The sequence below is a fragment of the Paenibacillus sp. FSL H8-0548 genome, assembly GCF_038630985.1.
Lineage (GTDB): Bacteria > Bacillota > Bacilli > Paenibacillales > Paenibacillaceae > Pristimantibacillus.
Window position 1 is genome coordinate 322361 of sequence record NZ_CP152049.1, and the last position, 19278, is coordinate 341638.

The window sequence follows — 19278 nt, forward strand, 5'->3', positions numbered from 1 at the left end:
GCGTGCTTAATGTGATGATTCGAGGTCGCTCACAAGCCGAATGGGCTCAATAAGCACCTATGTGTTCTTAAGAGTAGCAAGTCCAGGTTACTTTGACACATTAAGAACACATGCGTGCTTAATGTGATGATTCGAGGTCGCTCACAAGCCGAATGGGCTCAATAAGCACCTATGTGTTCTTAAGAGTAGCAAGTCCAGGTTACTTTGACACATTAAGAACACATGCGTGCTTAATGTGATGATTCGAGGTCGCTCACAAGCCGAATGGGCTCAATAAGCACCTATGTGTTCTTAAGAGTAGCAAGTCCAGGTTACTTTGACACATTAAGAACACATGCGTGCTTAATGTGATGAATCGAGGTCGCTCACAAGCCGCAAAGGCTCTCCCCTTGGTCATTGACCAAGGGGAGAGCCTTTGTTCTATGACAAGACAGTGACCTCGTTACGATATCTTTCAAAGTCCGCTACGCGGCATTCCAGCTTCATGCGAGTACCATCGGGCTCGTAATCTGTAGATTGAACGTGAGCATGCTCATTGAAATAGGCGACCAAGCGTCCTTGGCTGAATGGAATTAGCAGCTCGCATTCCATGTAGTCATCGAAGATCTGATCGCGAACGAGCTCGATCAGCTCCGTAAGGCCGCTATTTTTTTTGGCCGAGAGATAAACCTGGTTGTCTTTTACATCTGGATAAGGATGGTCTGTCAAATCGCATTTGTTATAAGCAAAGATCGTTGGAATGTCATGAGCTCCCAGTTCCTTGAGCGTATGGTTCGTAACAGAAATGAGCTGCTCATAGTCCTCGTGGGAGTAATCGACCACATGCACCAGCAAATCGGCCTCGGTCACTTCCTCCAACGTGGAGCGGAACGCCTTGACCAGATGATGGGGGAGCTGGCTCACGAATCCCACGGTATCTGTCAGCAAAAACGATTTGTTATCCGGCAATTCAATGTTTCTGACAGAGGTCTCAAGCGTAGCGAACAGCATATCCTGTGCGAATACTTGCTTGTGGCTTCCAGGATTGTAGCACTCCAGCAGCGCGTTCATCAAGCTGGACTTCCCTGTGTTCGTATAGCCCACAAGACAGACGACAGGCATCTCGTTCTTCTGGCGCTGCTTCCGCTGAATTTGGCGCCTGGCCACGAGCTTATCGAGCTCAGCTTGAAGTGCTGTAATTCTCTCTTCGATGCGTCTGCGGTCCAGCTCCAGCTTCGTCTCGCCTGCACCTCTGTTTTTTAGTCCAGAGCCGCCGCCTTGCCGTCCAAGTGATGCGCGAAGGCCGACCAGTCGTGGCAGCATATACTGGAGGCGGGCAACCTCGACTTGAAGCTGAGCTTCTCTTGTTTTGGCACGCTCCGCAAAAATATCCAGAATCAGAATCGTCCGGTCAATGACCGTTCTCTCCAGCGATGCCTCCAGATTGCGGATTTGGGAGGGAGACAGCTCATCGTTAAAGATAACGACCTGTGCGTCATGCGCCTCCAGCAGCGCGAGCAGCTCCTGAATTTTGCCGGTTCCAATATAGTGGGACGGATTAACTCGGGCAGCCTTCTGGCTTAGCTCATCGACCACTTCAATGTAGCAAGCGGCAGCCAAATTGCGCAGCTCCTCCATGGAGTAAGTGAAGTCGGTTTGGTTTTGTAGCTGAACGCCGACGATTATTGCTTTTTGCTTCGGTTGTTCCATTATTCATCATCCTCTTTTGGTTAGTTGGAAAACAAAAAACACAGGCAGCTCTGCCTGTGTTCACCGTAAGAGGACATCAGAAAAAAATCCATTAGGAAATAGACTTCAATCTAAAGGCGAATACGCGAAAAGGGTTCAATCCCTGTCCGTATCGTCGTATTCATAAAATATGGGTTACCTTCAAAAAGACAGACTTATCCTGAGTCCTCTGCACACAGGCAGAGCTTTGGCGCTATTCAATTAGCAGCTGCGCAAAGATCTTACTCGGATAAAATCTATCACATGTAACCCTCCGTTCATTTAAATTAGCAATAGTGTAGCACAATCGTTGGCTGTGCTGCAAGCTATTGTATGTGCAGAGACTATGAGCTGCTCCAATCCTGACGCAGCGTGAAGAGCTCCTTCAATGCTTCTGTTGAAAGCTCCGTTATCCAGCCCTCAGAGCTGGAAATGACATTTTCGCTAAGCTGCTGCTTATTCTCCAGCATTTCATCAATTCGCTCCTCGAGCGTGCCAAGCGAAATAAACTTATGCACCTGCACGTCTTTGGTCTGTCCGATCCGATAAGCACGGTCGGTCGCTTGATTCTCGACGGCGGGATTCCACCAGCGATCGAAATGAAACACATGATTAGCCGCTGTTAGATTGAGACCGACTCCTCCAGCCTTGATCGAGAGAATAAAGATATTAGGCTGCTCAGCAGCAGGCAGCGATTGCGATTGGAACTTGTCGATCATACGGTCGCGTGCGGGCTTTGCGGTGCTGCCGTTCAAATAAAGAATCGGCTCTTGAAGCTCCTGCTGCAATACCGTTTGGAGCAGCTGTCCCATTCCAAGATATTGCGTAAAGATCAGACAGCGCTCGCCCTCGTCGCGAAGCTCCTTCACCATGGCAAGCAAACGCTCGAGCTTGGCTGAGCGGCTGATCAGCAGCTCCGTATCGATGTCATCGTCAGATGACGCTGTTGCCTCTGTAATCGATTCCTTAGACAGGAGCATAGGATGATCGCAAATCTGCTTCAGCTGCATAATAGCGGACAGAATAGCACCTTTACGCTCGATGCCTTCAAGCTTCTGCATCCGATCCATGAGCTGGTTGACGGTTTGGTTATAAAGCGCGCCTTGCTCGGCTGTAAGATGGATATAGGTTTTCATTTCATTTTTGTCCGGCAAGTCAAGCTGGATCGCTGGGTCCTTCTTCTTGCGACGAAGCATAAACGGCTTGACGAGCTTTTGCAAATCCGCGGTGCGCTCCGTGTTGTGCTCCTTCTCGATAGGATTGCTGAATCGCTGCTGGAAGCCGTGGGCGGTGCCCAAAAATCCGGGATTCATAAAATCATAAATGGACCACAGCTCGGATAGACGGTTTTCAATTGGCGTACCGGTCAGCGCAATGCGATGCTGAGCTGTAAAGCTGCGTACCGCTGCGGATTGCTTCGTTTGAGCGTTTTTAATATTTTGCGCCTCATCCAAGCAAATCGATGCCCAGTGGTATGTTTTCAGCAGCTCTTGATCAAGCGTTGCTGTTGCGAATGAGGTCAGAATGACATCGGCTTGCTGCATTTCAAGCTGGAAGGCTTCGCCCTCCAGACGTCTGCTTCCGTAGTGAAGCATAATGTTCAATGAAGGAGCAAACCTGCTGATCTCCTTCTGCCAGTTGCCGAGCACCGAGGTTGGGCAAATAATGAGCGACGGGCTATGTCTCGCCAAATCTGCCGTGCTCTCTTTGAGATGCAATAAATAGGCGATAAGCTGGACGGTTTTTCCGAGCCCCATATCGTCAGCGAGGCAAGCGCCAAGGCCGAATCGGCGTAAGAAGGCAAGCCAGGCATAGCCCTCGCGCTGATAAGCGCGCAGCTCCGCCTGCAGCCCAGAAGGCACATCAAGGACTGGCCAGTCAGCCCGCTGGCTAAGCTGGCTGACGAGCTTAGCCAGATGCTCGTTGAGCTCAACCTCAAGCATAATGCGCTGCGCCTGCTCCGCATCTTGCTCGGCTGGACCACCCTCCGGCTCGTCGCTGCTTCCGAGCAGATGAAGCTGAAGGACATCCTGAAAGGACAGTCCCTCGGAGCGGTCAATGCCAGCCATCGCCTTGCGAATTTGTGCAAGCAAGGCCGGGTCCAGCGAAATCCACTGGCCGCGGAATCGCACCAGCCGCTCATTGCGGGCAACAAGCTCGTTAAACTCGGATTCCGTTAAGTCGCTCTCGCCAATCGCAATTCGCCAATCAAACTCGATGAGCGAATCCAGTCCGAATAAGGATTCGCCGGCGCTCTCCGCACGGGAGCTGATCTTGGCACGAAGCCGCGGCTTCCGGCGGCTTGCAGTTTCCCACCATGCTGGCAGCAGCACCTGCCAGCCAGCCTCGAGCAGCCGAGGGCTGTCGGCTGCAAGGAAGCGCCACGCTGCATCATTATCGAGGGGCGAGTGCAGGAGATCCTCGGCAGGCCCGGCCAGCCGCTCTCGCGGCAGACAGGCGCGGAGACGATCCAGCCAGCCGCGTTCACGCTCGCGTATGGCGGCTGTCCAAGAAGCGGGCCAAGAGCCAAGAGCTTCGCCAGCGGCTGACATTTTGAGAGGGACAAGCACCGCTTCATCAAGCTTGTCCTGCAAAATAAGCTTAAGCTGCCATGTCGCGTCTGTATCCTGCGGCTCAAGCAGCTGCAGCATCGGTCGGAAGGGCGCTTGATCAGCCTTCCAGCCAATAGAGATCAGCCACGACTGTGCATCCAGCCCCGCTGCTGCAGCAGCACTATTGGCAAAGAGCAGCGGATATTCTCTTCGTAAATCTGCCGCAGTTGTCTCGGTACCATAGCAGAGGTCAAAGACAACCGCTGAGAACGCGGCTTGCAGGCCGGCCTGAATAGCGTTGTCTTCATCCAGCATCTGGAGTGCTGCTTGAATTTGTTTGTTTAAGGCAGCGTTGTCCCAGGTCCATTGCAGCATGCCTGAGCGAAACGCCGAGAAGCTGGGCTTGAAGCGCTTGGCCTCGATTTCTGCCATAAGCAAGGGTGAAAGCAAGGAGAGCTGCTCAGCTTGTTCTCCCCATGTCCATGCGATGTGCTCAAGCAGCTTTTGCTCTGCGAAGAAGGGAATAACCAGCTCAGCAGGGAGCAGTACCAGCTCTAAGCCTTGCACCTGCTGCACCTCAAGCTCTGTCCCATAGAAGGAAGCCTCGTGCCAAGCGAACAATTGCTGCTTTAAGCTAACGCCGCTTAAGTAGTCGTTATTACTGGTGACGCCATACAGGAGAGCATCACCGTGAGTCGTTAAATTCATGTGAACGGAAATCGATTTTATATGCTTACTCATTCGATCAGCTTTCCTTTCCGAAGCTCCTCTTGAAGCGCACGAAGCCGGCTGTTTCGTGAAGCGAAGGCCGTAATAAACGTTTCCCAGCGTTCTTCATTTTTCGTTTTTTTGTACAGCTTCGCGAGCCGTTTAAGCAGCTTTACTGCTGATTTATAGTCAGCTCTGTTTTTGAGCAAAATATAGCGTTCTACTGCTTGATGGTAGTAGGGAAGCAGCAGCGCTGGGTCATGCTTCTCGATAGGCGCAAGCACGCTGACACGGAAGCTGAGCGGCTCAGAAGCTTTACTAAGCTGATAATCGATCCATTGCTGCCACTTGCCATGAAGAAGAAGCTTTTGTTGATAAATGGCACTGGAATAAGGCAAGGAACGCATTAGCGGCTCCCACATTCGCTGCTCCAGCTCTGGCATATGGACAATGACGATATCCCAGTATTGATAAAATTGTTCCATATTTTGCAGGCGCAGTTTCTCGGCTATTGGAGTCAGCTCCATGAGCCACTCAGAAAGCCGTCCCCATTCCTCGGCGAGGGCCAGTATAGCCAGCAGGCGTAGCCATTCCTCAGGAGGAAGGTTAAGGTCATTGTCGATTTTCATTAATTTTGCACGAGCTTCTACATCATTGCGCAGAAAAAAATGTACGACGGCCAGCGCCAGCAGCCATGAATAACGTGAAAGTGCTGAGCCGAGCGCAGCTGGTGCTGCATTTAACTGCTCCAGCTCGTGTAAATAGAGGTTTTCCTCACCTGGGTGCGGGGAAGCCCAATACTTAAGCAGCTGAAAATAAGGCTGGAAGAAGTAGGACTTCGAGCTGGTCTCAATCAGCATATGCTGGCGTAAATAAGCGAGCGTTTCCTTTAAGGATGACCATTCGCTTTTGCTGCTGCTTATGTAGAGAGGTTTATTTTGCAAAATGTCAGTAATCATCTGCTGAACGTCAGCGATAGCTGCGTGCGTTTGAAAACCGATAAAAGATCCTATGTTTGCCGCAGGATGAGGTGATCGATTAAGGAGCAGCTCCAAAACAAAAAGGTGTGCATGCAGCTCGAATAAACGGCTCATGAAGGGGGAGAAATCAGGCTTCCCTCGGTTTAATGCAGCTAATGCTTCTTCTACAAAGGCAAGATTGCGTGTATGAGTTAAAGTGGCGGTTTGCTGTTGAAACCGTGCATGCCACTGCGCGATATTTAACGTATCGATAGGGTTCATGACTTCGTTCTCCCGAGTGAATAGAGTTGTTTTATTTAGAAAATACTAAGGAAGCATAAGCTTGAGACGCTGCCGTGCTTATATTTTAATGTGAAATGAGCTTTGCCTTTAAAGGACGGCGACAGCCGTTTACGCTTATATGTCTATTATAGCATTTATCCTGTATCCACTTTGGGTCTAAAGTCTGGCTGTCTTGCTTAAAATAACACATTTTGGATAGTCGATTAGTAATATTTAGATTTATATTTTTTATCAAGCTAAGTTTAGTTGACTGTTCATGCTATAATTAAGAGGTGCAGTCAATAAAGATCATTGACTATGATAAAGGAGTCGGAAATATGCAGGTAGTATTTGAAGACTGGGATCAAAAGGTAAAGAAAACGTTTAATGCAACGAGCAAGCAAGTTGTATTGACCGTAACTGAAGCAGGAGACTTACTAGGCCTGACAAAGGACCAGATGAAGGTGTATGTGCTTAAGCATAACCTGACGAAGGTTTCGATTAATCGCAGCGTCCACAGATATCTATTACTGAAAAGCGAAATAGATGAAATCCTAGGAAAATCCTGATCGTAGCCAAAAACAACAGCCTCTCTTGAGGCTGTTGTTTTTGGCTATAGGGGCGTTATATGGCGTATATGGCCGTATGTTTCCGAACGGCTATGGCTCCCTTCAGCTCACCCCTCCTAAGAAGGCAATATTGGAAATATCGCGTCCTGATACGGTTTTTCATTAGGTTTAGTATTCGATATACTTAAGTGGACCGATTGAAAAACATTATCTGGAGGGTGAAATTACTTGACTTATATGGACATGTTAGAACGTCGGAGTGAAATTTTGAAGCGCAGCATCGGAAGAATGGTGATTAAAGACAATAGGCAGCCATTAAACCTGCAGGAGAGCAATTATTATCAAAGCATGATTAAAAAGTGGCATCAAACTGAGAATGAAATGAACAGTGTAAAGAAGCAATCATAATCGATATGGTTGAAAAAACATAGTTGTATGCAAAGCTGAGCAGAAGAAACGATGGCTGCTCAGCTTTTTTGTGTGCGGCTTCCTTTACTTGTGGTTGAGAATACTTTAACATTTAACCTATAGGATATCCTTTGAAATACATAAACCTCGAAATGTAGGATAACGCATAGATCATAGAGCTTGGCAGCAATAAACAATTGGAGGTTTCATGTTATGTTGGCGGTTGAAAGAACGGTGTACCTCACGATTGATGATGGTCCTGCCGGAGATTTTAAACAAAAAGTTGCGTATTTGAATGTTTTGGGTATTCAGGCCATTTGGTTTTGTCTCGGCGAGGCGTTGGAAGACTTTGCAGAAGAAGCGATACTAGCGATAAAAGCGGGCCATGTTATTGGCAATCGCAGCTACGATGATGCTGATTTCTCGGCAATAAGCCTTCAGGAAGCCAGGGAGCAATTGGAACGAACGGACCAGATCATCAATGAGCTTTATGCAGGAGCGGAGGTCATTAGGCCATGCAAGGCGTTCCGGTTTCCTTATATGCATCACGAAGTGAATGACGGCCATTTTGCGGACCTTCAAAGTATGTTGGAGGAGCTTGGGTACAGACAGCCTTTGTTTGAAAATGTAAAAGATCATGAGGACCGTTCGCAGCAGGGGCTGCATGTAACGCATACGAGGGATACGTTTGACTTAGCCGCGTTAGCAGCAGGAGACGGAACGCAGAGCACTCCGCTTGCTGCGGGGAATGAGATTATTAAGATTCATGACTGGTTGGGCTCAGTGCCTTTCACATCCTTGATAGATAAGCTCATATCGCGGGACGTAAGCTTTCAGCTTCCGCAAGGCATGAATGCAGAAAGAATGTTAACCGCAGCTCATTAAGCGAAATTGAATAGACGGGCAAAGCTTGCAGGGAATAATCGCTGCAAGCTTTGCCCGTCTTTTTGTTTGAATTGATGTCTTGTTGTCTATTAATATACATATTTGCGCTGTACCCAATAGCTGAATAGAAACAGCGTGCCTTCAGTCATAAGCTTGGCGATCAGCAAAGGGATGCCAATTCGCTCATTAAAGACATGCATGAGTCCGTAATTCAAACAAAGTATAACGAATACGAGAGTGAAATATTTTGGCATGGAGGAGTGGAGCTTAGACTTTTTGCCTTTGGAAAATACGAATTTCCTGTTCATCGTGTAGTTGAAAACAGAGCTTGTGAGCCTTGCTCCTAGAACAGCGAAAAACAAGCTGGAGCTAAAGAAATGAATGACAGCCAGCAATAGAAAGTCAATAACGGCACATAATATAGAGCTAAGGCTGAAGGTAAGAAACGGCACATAGATTCTGGCTGAATCTATAATCGGTCTGAAGTGGGAGGAGTCGTTGTGATTCAGATATATGGTGTCAATGGGAACCTCATGAAAGGAAAATCCAGCAGCAGGCGCTTCCAGCAGCAGATTCATCTCATACTCGAAGCGTTCACCAGGAATGCGGCACAGCCAGTTCAGCATGTCAGCAGAGTATCCGCGCAGGCCTGTTTGCGTATCATAAATGCGTTTGCCTGTTGTGAATGAGAAGACGAGCCGTGTCAGCGCATTGCCAAAGCGGCTTCGCATCGGAACCTTACCGGTAAATCGTCTGCTTCCGAGAATGATATGCTGATTATGCTCCTGAATGCTGCTGGCAATTCTCATAATATCATGCGGAAGATGCTGTCCGTCGCTGTCAGCGCAGACGATGCCGTCTGTCGTGCCTTTTTGCCGAAAATAAAGAAAACCTGACTTCAGGGCATGCCCTTTGCCTCTATTGGCAATATGCGTGATGACCGTGCAGCCGAGCTCTCTTGCAGTGCGAAACAGCTCGCTGTACGCCGCGCCGCTTCCGTCGTCTACAATGACAATCTGGGCAGAGCCAATCGCTCTCAACTGCTCAATAAGAATCAAAAGCCGTTCATCCGGCTCATAGGAGGGGATTAATATGTTCATGGCGGTCAGCCTCCTTACATACTTAAGTACACATGAAATTTTCTATTCTGAAATATATAAAATATCGCTGACGCCGCGCTCCTGCTCCTTGCCTGCCGGACTGTTCACGACTCGGCCCATGAAATACATGGTTGATGAGCCGCCTCCGTCCAGATTGTAGGCTTCGGCAGCGCCTAGCTCCGCAAATACGTTGGCAAATTCAGCTAAGGTCATCCCTTTGCTGTAATTGTCCTTACGACCGTCGACGACGACGAATACGTAATGATTAGGTGAGATCATACCGACGCCCGTCCGCGGATTTGAGCCTTGAATGGAACGATTCCCGAAATTTTTATCGATAGCGACCTTGCTGAAGTCGTCCGCGACTGCGCCATCCTTCACAAGAATGGGCCCGAACGAATAGGTGTGCAATACACCCTCAGCCAGAAGGGCAGAGGAGCTAAGCTGTTCCTCGTTATAGCTTTTTATCGAGCCGTCGGATAGAAGAGCTAGGGCGTCGCGTACAGGCTCGTCTCGATAAAGGGTGCCGTTGCGAATAATGACTCCGTCGTCACGAAAGCCGTAATAATCACCGTTTATGGCGAAGATAGCATTGTGCTCTGCTGCTATCGTTGAGGTCTTCTCAATGATGTTGCGGCCAAACGAATTTTTTGCGAAGGCGGCTTGCAGCACACTTGTTTCTGTAAGCTGAACGTCTGCAACAAAATAAGTAATCTTATCGCTTCCGGAGCCTGTTTCTACTTTTTCAATCTGAATGCTGGTGCTCGCGCTTTTGTAGCTCCAATCGTCCTGCTGTACTTGCTGCTCTGTATCCTCTTCAACTGCCGCATCAGCAGTAGGCTTGTTCTGATCAACCTCATTGGCGACGCGTACCTCTACATGTTCGATCAGATAACGGTCAGCAAGCGAGTATAAGATGCAGCTGACAAGCAGGATGAGGGCGGTGATTAGAAGTCCAAGTTTTTTGCGTTTCGTCAGTTTTATGATGTCAATCAACTCCTGAAATGGGATGAGAGAATAAGCAGCTCTCCAAAAAAATGCGATTGATTATTCACATAGGCACATTGTTATTGTCGTACCGCAACGTTAAGTGCATATGAAGAATGGCTGAACGTTTACTGAATGCTTCGCTGTGCCTGAAATGGTTTCTGCCTGAGGTTCATAAGCGAAACATAGTAAGAGCAGCAGACGTTTATATAAGCAAGAATGGAGCTACAGGAGAGGGGTTGGTTCAGATGCGCTGGATTCCTGCTGCAAGAAGCAATCAATGGTGGCTATTGGCTGGAGCATCCTCATTGTTAGTCAGTATTTTATTATGGATCATTCGATTTCTTATACTTGGCCAGCCGTTCACGGGCTTGCACGCCTTCCGATTTATGGTGCTTGCCGTCGTATTGTCTTTTTTGTTCAGCTTTACTGGCTGGCTCGGCGCAAGGAAGCTGTGGCTTCTCTCGAATATTGGCATGTTCATAGGTCTTGTACTGATGGCTATGTATTCACGCAATATGACTGGCTGGGAGGATTTAATCAGCTTGCTTGTTTTTCTGGAGGCAGTTGCGGCAGGTGTCGCGGCAGGCTTGCTCGTTGAAGGGGCCTACCTTATTTTGAAACTAACAAGAAGAAAATAATGACGCGGAAACAGTCGGAAATGTGGATAGTTCATTAAAAAATCTTCCATGTGTAGAATGTTTTGTCGGCAACGGTGGTAAGGTAACAATACACAAACCTTAGGGGGCGAAAATGAATTCGACATCACAAGGACAAGGGTTTTGGGTACTAGTTAAGAAAGGAAATAAATCATCTGCCATAGCGATGATTGGAAATGCGATTATTGCCGTTATTAAAGGCTTCGCCGCTTCCTTCAGCGGCAGCGGGGCGATGTTTGCTTCCTCTATGCATTCATTGGCAGACGCAGTAAATCAGGGCTTTGTCTTTGCTGGCAGCATTCTCTCTGAGAAAAAGCCGACACCGCGGTTTCCGACCGGTTTTGGACGCGTCATTAATATTTTCTGTATGATTGCTGTTATCGTCGTTACCGTTATGGCTTACGAAACGATACGCGAGGGTTGGCATTTAATTCAGCATCCTGTGGCAAGCGAAGGCATTTGGCTCAATATTGGGGTGCTGCTGGTTAACCTTATTGTGGATGGGTTGATATTAATAAAAGCGATGAAAGAAATACTGACGGAAGCGAAGGTAGAAGCAAGTGGATTTAAGATTATGCGCGCTGCTTTCAAAAATGTAGGCCGTTCAGCACCTGCGACAAGATTAGTGTTTTATGAGGATATCGTTGCCGTAACTGGAGCTTTTCTGGCTATGGTTGCGGTCATTGTTGTCTCCTTAACTACCTTTGAAGTGATGGATGGTCTGGTGACCATACTGATCGGATTGCTGATGGTTGGTGTCGCCTTTCGAGTCGGTTATGATAATATGGTCGGTTTGATCGGCGTCTCTGCTCCGAAGGAAGTATCCGATAAGGTTTCCAACATCATATTATCTGAGCCTCTGGTGACTGATATTTATCAATTGCGTATTTTGCAGGAAGGGCGCTATTATCACGTTGAGGCCATGATGGAGCTAAAGCCGGGATTAACGCTTGCCGATGCAGATGACATCAAATTTAAAGTTCGTGATCGACTGCTCCAGGACACTGACATCACCGATGCTATTTTAGGCATAATTGAGGATGATGGCGTGAAAAGCTGGACTCCTATTGCTAAAAAATAACAAGATCAAACCACGATGAAATGCACCCCATTTGTTAGACAGCATCTAACGAATGGGGTGCATTTTTGTGGACTTTGGTGGCAGGAGAACGCTGCTAGCGCTTCCTTCAACGGTGAGTATTAGCAGTATTAGCTCATAACGCGATTGCAGCCTTCCTCGGCCCGATAATGCCATCCTTTGCGCAGATCCACTGCACAAAATACAACAGAAACCTGACATGAGAGCTGATTTGGACAGCTACATTGTAATAATGCAGCAGGAGTAACGCCTAACGGGCGATTTCCTCCGAAAAATAGGTAAACTACTGCAGAAAGTACAGTGTAGGCCAAAGTTTGGTCAATCCGTATCGAATCTATTGCAGAAAGTGCAGCGTAACAGCAGCATGCTCATAGCGTTTGTCGGCGACAATTGGGATAGCAGCTGATGCTTTTCAATAGATAAGCTTGCGAAAGTCTTTAATTACCTGTATATGGTAAAATAAACTTGCTCCTAAATCCCATATAGAGAGGATCGTGTTGCGTTCTATGATTTCAATTGGTATTGCTGGAGGGTCTGGCAGCGGAAAAACAACCTTAAGCAGGTTTTTAGCTAGCGGATTGAGTGAATATAAGGTGAAAATGATTCATATGGACAAGTACTACAAGGAGAAAAGGCCGATTGCGACAGCTCCCTTCTCAGGAAAGCAATATGAAGATTTTAATCACCCGAGCGCCATACATATGGATAAGGTACTGGAAGATTTTCAATACGCTGCATTAAAGGAAGACGTTGTCATTATTGAGGGCTTTCTACTGTTTCATGATGCTAGGCTAAGAGAAAATATGGATTATAAAATATTTGTGGATTGCCCCTCCGATGAGAGGCTTGCCAGGAGACTGGACAATTTCGTGAATGGCCGTTACTCGCGCGAAGAGGTGATTAATGAATATTTGGAGCTGGTCCGACATAGGCATGATGAGTATGTGGAGCCGACTCGTTGGTATGCGGATCTGATTATGAACGGTTCCAAGGGCAATCAGAAAGGCAGTCAAATCGTGCTGGAGTGGCTGTTGCAGAAGCTGGGATGAATTGGATGGAACAATGAATGAAAAGAAACTTCTATAAGCCGATTCGCGGTGATGGAAGAAGGATTTTGATGCCTTTGTTATTTATGCTGCCAGGTGTATTTCTATTGTTAGAGCCGAGTGTTCATGCGCCGCTCTATGATTGGTTAATCGCTGCTTTATTAGGGCTTGTACTATCGCTGCCGCTAATTTGGACGACTAACTATGAGGTGCGTGACGACAATCAGATCTATGCGAAGCGGAACATCGGGTTTGTGTTTGCCTTTATCGTAGTTATAGCTATACGCTTTGTCCTGCGCAGCTATTTGAGTATGATTGAACCGCAAACGTTGGCTGCCTTATTTATGCTTGTAGCCTTTTCCTATATATTGCCTTGGCGAATCGTATCGTACTTGAAGTTCCGTAAGCAGCTGCAGCTGCGTTCTGTACAAAATAATGCTGGTGAAGGAAGCATTTAAGCTATGCTTTCTTTTTTTTGCTTCTAAAGTTAACGTTAACGTTAACTGTAACTAGGCGTATGCTATGAGTGCTAAAATTATGGAGGTGCGGACATTTTGGAATTGTTAAAAATAGAAGAGGTAGCCAAACGAACAGGCTTAACCAAGCGAGCGATTCGCTATTATGAGGATATTGGACTTATCTCAGCTCCGGAGAGGTCACAGGGTGGTATGCGGCTATATTCGGAGGAAGACATATAGAAAATTAATAAAATATTGCTAGTAAGAGAGGTGCTGGGCTTCTCGCTCTCAGAGATTCAGCAATATTTGGAGCTTCAAGCCGTGATTGAGCAGCAAAAAAGTGACTATCATTCGACAGAGGACCGTGCAGCGCGCCGATTGAAGCTCATCGATATATCGAAGATACTCCAGGATGAACTGACGATGATCGATAATAAGCTTGCAAGAATGGCGCAATTTAAAGATGAATTAATAGAGTATGAGAATAGGGTGCTGAACGCTATTGATCGTCTAGAGGAATAGGAGCATGAATGCTCCTATCGGTATTATCGCTGTTATCGTCGCAGCGAAATATATTCCTAATTATCGTTTAAGCAAAGGCATCAAACTGGATTGGATAGGGTTTGCTTCGGTGGTCATCGGAACTAGCGCGCTGCTGGTCGCTTTTAGCGTGGCACATAGCTGGGGCTGGGCAAGCTGGGAGACGCTCGGAATGCTTGCGGCAGGCATACTTATACTCACTTATTTCATACGGCGGACGCTGCGCGTCAGCAATCCTTTACTAAATTTAAGTGTGCTGAAAATTTCACGCTTTACGTACGGTCTTATTCTCAATTGCTGCATTACGATTTCACTGTATGCAGCTGCGTTGTTAATTCCCGTATTTATGCAAACGGTAAAAGGAGAATCCAGCCTAACGACTGGACTCATCATGCTGCCAGGAACGCTGGCGATGACTCTAGTTTCACTTGCCGCGGGTAAGCTTTATGGTAAAGTTGGGCCGGCGCGTTTAATTTTAGTAGGCCTTGTTCTTATGGGCATCGCGACTTGGGAGCTTAGTCATGCAAATGCTGCCACCAGCGCATTATTTATAACCGTCTGGCTGATCATCCGTTATAATAGGTATCGGCTTCAGCAATATGCCGGTAATGAATGCGGCAATGTCAGCTGTGCCAAGCGTAAACTCAGGCCATGCCTCTGCAGTAATGAACTGGATCAGGCAGGGGTCGTCGGCGCTGTCAATTAGCTTGTTCAGCTCCATATTGTCGGCACGGACGATCTCTCATATGAAATCGGGCGACGTATCGGAGACCGCTGCTCTTTCCCTTAGCGTGCAGGACGTCTTCGTGATTGGAACGATCATAATTATCGTTTCCTTGCCGCTTATTCTGTTGCTGCGGGAACCGAAGAAGGCTGCCTCAGCATAAGTGTCTCAAAAACAGCAAATTCAGAGGTTATTTCTGTCCTTTTGAGATAGATCTATTTCATCTCAAATCAATGTATAACCCTCATTTTGAGGGGGATAAACGGAATTTAGGTCTATTTACTAGACTTATTTTTGTCCTTTAGACTGAATTAATGGAAATAGGTCTAAAATTTAGATCTATTTCATCTCAAATCCATATATAACCCTCATTTTGATGGGATAAACGGAAATAGGTCTATTTACTAGATCTATTTTTGTCTTGTGGACTGAATTGATGGGAATAGGTCTAAAATTTAGATCTATATAACTCAACTTTCGCAGCCTGAAATTGGCAAGTAAGCCTTGATGTAATTGGGCAAAGCGGAGATCCAGAGCTGTAGTTGACTTTTTATCATAGCGGATAGCTTTTTGCCGACTTGATTAGCGATTTCGTTCATCAATTCCACCAGTTGCTGTAAAGCCACTGCCCAGTCCAAAGAACCGACTTCATCGCATAGCAAATAAAACAGTCCACCGAGCGTCCGTTGATCGGTACTTTGCCGATGCTGCCAAGCCAGCAGAATATAACGGGAAAAGACAATCGTAGTATGGCTAATGAGCAGATCGTAGGAGCGACCTTGGAACTCTTTTTGCAGGCGCAGCAAGGATTTAGCGCATTTGAAAAAAACCTCGATGTCCCAGCGAAGAGCGTAGATTTGAATGATTTCCGGTGCCGTCAGTGTGAGATCCGTCGATAGAATCGCGAGCCACTCGTTTTTCTTGGAGCGATGGCGAACAAAGACCACGACGACTGGAATACCGGGAACCAGTTCCGTATGAATCTGACGCAAAATATTCCGTTGCTTCCCTTGGACTTGCGTTGCAGATCGGTAAAGACCTTTGAGATCGACCCGCTTGCCCTGAACGAGATATCGCTTGTTGTCGTTTTTCACCATGCCAATGACATGAAGACCTCGTTCCACCACTCGCTCGATTAAGGGCGCATGAGTGAACCAACTGTCCATGAGTACGTAAGACGCAGAAACACCCGAGGCGATGGCCCGATCCAGCAGTTCAGAAACCAGATGCGGGGCCGAAAGCAGAGCTTCTTTCCGGCGTTTGTACCCAGTGGATCGCTTATCGATTCCCGGATGAATACCGGTCAGTCCAGCCTTCACAGAACTGAGCAGGGCGAAGTCCAGAGGGAGAAATGTATGGCCGTCCGACCAGCCTAAAGTCAGCATACGGAACCCCTTATAATAAGCACCGGTGGCGTGATCCTTGAACCGAGCGAGAAGTTCTACCGCTTTGCTGCGATTTCGTTCAAACATGGAATCGTCGACAATAAACACGGAAGTTCGTGTGACGGAGGTCAAGGTTTCGACTCGCTGAACGGTGTCACTGCTGAGAGAAGTCAAGAAACGCCGCCAAGCAAATCCGCTGTGATTAAGAAACCGGTAGACGGCATCTTTGCCAGGAAAGGCTTCACTTTTGGAACTTTCGAGCAGACGAAACCAGTTCTTCTGATGAAAGAGAAGGACAAAAACGAGCATAAATAGATGGGAACAGGTATAGCCAAAAGTCTTTTTGAATCCTGCATTTCTCAGGTGCTTCAGTACACCGAGTTCCTGAAAAGCAGGCCTCATTTCAGGTGGGAGTTGATCTAGGGACGACTTTTGCTTTATCATGGAAGGGACACCTCTTCTTTGGTTTAGTGGATCTCGACAATCTCACTTTACCAAATGAAGCGGTGTTTTTCTATGTTGGCAAGATCGTTACTTAAACCAGCTTTACCTTAACACCGGATTGGAGTCAACTCGGTTTTGACTCTGCGAAAGTTGAGTATATAACTTGAACTTGAAAAATGAAGGTTTAGCGAAGCGAGAGGATCGTTCTGGAGAAACGAAGTGTTCGCCTTTGCAGCCATATTCTTACCTTTAAATGTCTTAGGAAATCAAAGAATCTGGCTGCAACCATGATTGTAAGAATGATCTTCTCGCGCAGCGCCCAAAACGTAAATAGATGTATTTTCTACGCTGTAGTTATGAGATAGGTCTTCCCTGCTTTGGTTGCAAAGGTATAAACCCCATCTTTGCTGCTCTGGCACGCGACCGTAGTATCATCACAGGCTACAAATAGAGGTATGGATGAACGGATGCTGCACTGCTCGCCTTGCACAGACTGGATTTTTGCGCTGGAGAGACGGCCCTCGGACCAAGCTAGTGTAACTGTAAAACCGCCGCGAGCGCGAAGCCCCCAAGCATTTCCCTCGGGCCATGCATCGGGCAAGGCGGGAAGCAAACACAGCTCATTAAGGTGTGATTGGAGCAGCATCTCAACGATACCGGCTGTCACGCCGAAATTACCGTCAATTTGAAATGGCGGGTGAGCATCGAATAAATTGACGTAAACACCACCGCGTGTAAAATCCATTTTACCGTCATCCTCGACAAGCTTCAGAAGATTCGAGATGAGGGAGAAGGCACGATTGCCGTTTTGGAAGCGGGCCCATAGGTTAACCTTCCAGCCGAGGCTCCAGCCTGTTCCCCCGTCACCGCGCCTCTCAAGAGAGAGTCGTGCTGCATGAATCAGCTCAGATTCTTCATTCGCATGCAATCCCTCGCCGGGGAAAATGTCATATAGATGAGAGACATGCCGATGCTGCTCATCCTCATCACCGTAATCCTCGGACCATTCCTGCAACTGACCGTATCGTCCGATTTGGTGCTTAGGGAGACGAGCAAGGATGTTAGCAAGCTGATTAGCGAAGGGCTCATCCGTTTGAAGCAGCCGCGAAGCCTCGATGCAGTGCGTGAACAACTCACGTATGAGGCTGATGTCCATCGCTGCTCCTTTGCTAAGTGAAGGAATGCGTCCATCTTCTAGAACAAACCGATGCTCTGGCGAAGTAGAAGGAGAAGTTGTAAGTCCACCCTTACCGTCCTCGATAAGCCAATCCATGCAAAATAGTGCAGCACTGCGCATAACGGGATAGGCATGCTCACGCAAATAGTGGATGTCCCTGCCGAAGCTATAATGCTCCCATAAGTGTGCACAGACCCAGACACCGCCCATCGGCCAATTGGCCCAGAGCGGATTGCCATGCCCATAATCGCCCGGAGGAGCGGACTGCCGCCAAATATCCGAGTTATGATGAGCCGTCCAGCCCCGGCACCCATAGTTGGTTAGCGCTGTCTGTTCTCCTGTAACAGCAAGCTCGCGTATGAATTCAAGCAGCGGCAGATGGCAGGATGCGAGGCCAGCTGCTTCAGCGGGCCAATAATTCATTTGCAGATTGATATTGAGTGTATAATTGCAGCTCCATATTGGCCGTGCATCCGCATTCCAAATCCCTTGTAGATTGGCAGGCTGAGAGCCAGGCCGGGAAGAGGCGATGAGCAGGTAGCGACCGTATTGAAAAATCAGCTCAATGAGCCGCGGATCCTGTGCTCCGTACTCTATAAGTCTACGATCGGTAGTAAGGCCAGCAGGAGCGGGCGATTGACCAAGTTGAATGCCAGCTGTTCCATAGAGCGGGCGGTAATCATCAAGATGCGCTTGCAGAAGCGCATCGTCCGTATGAGATAGAGCAGTGTGGAGCGTCTTAGTCGTGAGCAGCTCGGGATTGCTGCCTGTTTCTCCCGCAGGAATACGATCAAATCCGTTAAAGCTCGTTGCTGCAGTAAACAGCAGTGTCACGGCCGTTGCTCCTTCGATATGAAGGCCGCTTGCATCGGTGCGCCAGCTGCCGCCTCCTTCGAGGCGAAAGCCGAGTCGTCCGACGAAGCGCATGGCGCTCGTTGCTCCTTCTTCTCCATAGCGAATGGGTTGATCCGTATCGTAATAATTAGGATCTACCTCTTCGGGACAATAGCCCTGCAAGCTTAGCCCATCGTCGCTGTAGGACATCAAGGATCGCAGCGGGCTATCCAGAGATGCACGGAAGCTGAGCAGGCCAGGCTTGCTCGTACGCAGTCGTATGACGATGACTTGGTCAGGATAAGAGGCAAACACCTCGCGTGTATGAATCGTTTCACCGATGCGGAAGGAGGTACGAGCTACCGCATTAGCGAGGTCAAGCTCACGCGTATAATCGCTAACAAAAAAACCGTGAAAAAAGCGAAGATGCAGATCGCCGAGCGGCATATAGGACTGCGTATAGGGCCCCATCATCGCAGACTTGCTAAGCTGTTCTGCTTCTTCATATCGGCCCTCATCTAGTAGATTGCGCAATCTTGGAAGAGCCTCGCGAGCCTTTGGATTGTTCCAATCCCGCGGGTATCCTGACCATAGCGTATCCTCATTCAGCTGAATACGTTCAAGATCAATGCCGCCAAACACCATGCCTCCCAGTTTTCCATTGCCGATGGGCAGCGCCTCGGTCCAAAGGCGTGCCGGTTTATCGTATGTGAGCTTCATCTGCGCTTCTCCCTTCAGCGTGCCTATACTTTCAA

Annotated in this window: 18 protein-coding genes; 11 read left to right on the plus strand and 7 right to left on the minus strand. The window is 47.9% G+C overall.

The window, feature by feature from the left end:
- Nucleotides 1-420: 420 nt before the first annotated feature.
- The 3 genes from hflX to MHI37_RS01510 form a co-directional block, all read right to left on the minus strand.
- Nucleotides 421-1689: a GTPase HflX gene (hflX, locus tag MHI37_RS01500; RefSeq protein ID WP_076339845.1), complete on the minus strand. Its 1269-nt coding sequence runs from the start codon at nucleotides 1687-1689 to the stop codon at nucleotides 421-423.
- A 362-nt stretch (nucleotides 1690-2051) separates the two neighbouring features.
- Entirely contained in the window at nucleotides 2052-5000 is a 2949-nt protein-coding gene (locus tag MHI37_RS01505) for a DEAD/DEAH box helicase (RefSeq protein ID WP_076339844.1), read from the minus strand.
- Nucleotides 4997-6208: a hypothetical protein gene (locus MHI37_RS01510; protein ID WP_076339843.1), complete on the minus strand. Its 1212-nt coding sequence runs from the start codon at nucleotides 6206-6208 to the stop codon at nucleotides 4997-4999. Before MHI37_RS01510 ends, MHI37_RS01505 begins: the two co-directional genes overlap by 4 nt.
- A gap of 338 nt (nucleotides 6209-6546) precedes the next feature.
- Here MHI37_RS01510 and MHI37_RS01515 point away from each other — a divergent pair, with 338 nt between their 5' ends.
- The 3 genes from MHI37_RS01515 (at nucleotide 6547) to MHI37_RS01525 (ending at nucleotide 8070) form a co-directional block, all read left to right on the plus strand.
- Nucleotides 6547-6777: a DNA-binding protein gene (locus MHI37_RS01515; RefSeq protein WP_076339842.1), complete on the plus strand. Its 231-nt coding sequence runs from the start codon at nucleotides 6547-6549 to the stop codon at nucleotides 6775-6777.
- Between the two features lie 228 nt (nucleotides 6778-7005).
- Nucleotides 7006-7185: a hypothetical protein gene (locus MHI37_RS01520; RefSeq protein ID WP_076339841.1), complete on the plus strand. Its 180-nt coding sequence runs from the start codon at nucleotides 7006-7008 to the stop codon at nucleotides 7183-7185.
- A 213-nt stretch (nucleotides 7186-7398) separates the two neighbouring features.
- On the plus strand, nucleotides 7399-8070 hold the full coding sequence (locus tag MHI37_RS01525; RefSeq protein ID WP_076339840.1) for a polysaccharide deacetylase family protein: 672 nt from the start codon (nucleotides 7399-7401) through the stop codon (nucleotides 8068-8070).
- An 89-nt stretch (nucleotides 8071-8159) separates the two neighbouring features.
- Here the strand turns inward: MHI37_RS01525 and MHI37_RS01530 are convergent, their stop codons facing one another.
- Nucleotides 8160-9170 carry a bifunctional glycosyltransferase family 2/GtrA family protein gene (locus tag MHI37_RS01530; protein WP_076339839.1) on the minus strand — a complete coding sequence of 337 codons (1011 nt, stop codon included), beginning with the start codon at nucleotides 9168-9170 and terminating at the stop codon, nucleotides 8160-8162.
- Nucleotides 9171-9212: 42 nt separating this feature from the next.
- A complete protein-coding gene (locus MHI37_RS01535) occupies nucleotides 9213-10166 on the minus strand; it encodes a phosphodiester glycosidase family protein (protein ID WP_256710720.1) in 954 nt (317 codons plus the stop codon).
- 107 nt (nucleotides 10167-10273) lie between these two features.
- On the opposite strand from MHI37_RS01535, the gene MHI37_RS01540 reads away from it, so the two are divergent.
- The 8 genes from MHI37_RS01540 to MHI37_RS01575 all read left to right on the plus strand — a co-directional run bounded on the left by MHI37_RS01540 (nucleotide 10274) and on the right by MHI37_RS01575 (nucleotide 14846).
- On the plus strand, nucleotides 10274-10798 hold the full coding sequence (locus MHI37_RS01540; protein ID WP_076339838.1) for a hypothetical protein: 525 nt from the start codon (nucleotides 10274-10276) through the stop codon (nucleotides 10796-10798).
- 112 nt (nucleotides 10799-10910) lie between these two features.
- Nucleotides 10911-11897 carry a cation diffusion facilitator family transporter gene (locus MHI37_RS01545; RefSeq protein ID WP_076339837.1) on the plus strand — a complete coding sequence of 329 codons (987 nt, stop codon included), beginning with the start codon at nucleotides 10911-10913 and terminating at the stop codon, nucleotides 11895-11897.
- Between the two features lie 524 nt (nucleotides 11898-12421).
- Nucleotides 12422-12964 (plus strand): AAA family ATPase, encoded by a 543-nt coding sequence (locus MHI37_RS01550; protein WP_076339836.1) that lies wholly within the window; start codon nucleotides 12422-12424, stop codon nucleotides 12962-12964.
- A gap of 17 nt (nucleotides 12965-12981) precedes the next feature.
- Nucleotides 12982-13419, plus strand: coding sequence for a cytochrome c biogenesis protein CcdC (locus MHI37_RS01555; RefSeq protein ID WP_076339835.1), 438 nt, complete (start codon nucleotides 12982-12984; stop codon nucleotides 13417-13419).
- A 96-nt stretch (nucleotides 13420-13515) separates the two neighbouring features.
- Nucleotides 13516-13659 carry a MerR family transcriptional regulator gene (locus MHI37_RS01560; RefSeq protein WP_179090334.1) on the plus strand — a complete coding sequence of 48 codons (144 nt, stop codon included), beginning with the start codon at nucleotides 13516-13518 and terminating at the stop codon, nucleotides 13657-13659.
- A gap of 15 nt (nucleotides 13660-13674) precedes the next feature.
- Nucleotides 13675-13941, plus strand: a complete 267-nt coding sequence (locus MHI37_RS01565) for a hypothetical protein (protein ID WP_083676580.1) — start codon at nucleotides 13675-13677, stop codon at nucleotides 13939-13941.
- A 4-nt stretch (nucleotides 13942-13945) separates the two neighbouring features.
- Nucleotides 13946-14665, plus strand: coding sequence for a hypothetical protein (locus MHI37_RS01570; protein WP_076339834.1), 720 nt, complete (start codon nucleotides 13946-13948; stop codon nucleotides 14663-14665).
- Nucleotides 14666-14705: 40 nt separating this feature from the next.
- Complete coding sequence (locus tag MHI37_RS01575) at nucleotides 14706-14846, plus strand: hypothetical protein (protein ID WP_179090333.1); 141 nt, start codon at nucleotides 14706-14708, stop codon at nucleotides 14844-14846.
- 307 nt (nucleotides 14847-15153) lie between these two features.
- Here MHI37_RS01575 and MHI37_RS01580 read toward each other — a convergent pair whose 3' ends face one another.
- Entirely contained in the window at nucleotides 15154-16512 is a 1359-nt protein-coding gene (locus tag MHI37_RS01580; RefSeq protein WP_076340183.1) for a transposase, read from the minus strand.
- Between the two features lie 343 nt (nucleotides 16513-16855).
- Nucleotides 16856-19243, minus strand: a complete 2388-nt coding sequence (locus tag MHI37_RS01585) for a glycoside hydrolase family 95 protein (RefSeq protein ID WP_076338868.1) — start codon at nucleotides 19241-19243, stop codon at nucleotides 16856-16858.
- Nucleotides 19244-19278 lie beyond the last annotated feature (35 nt).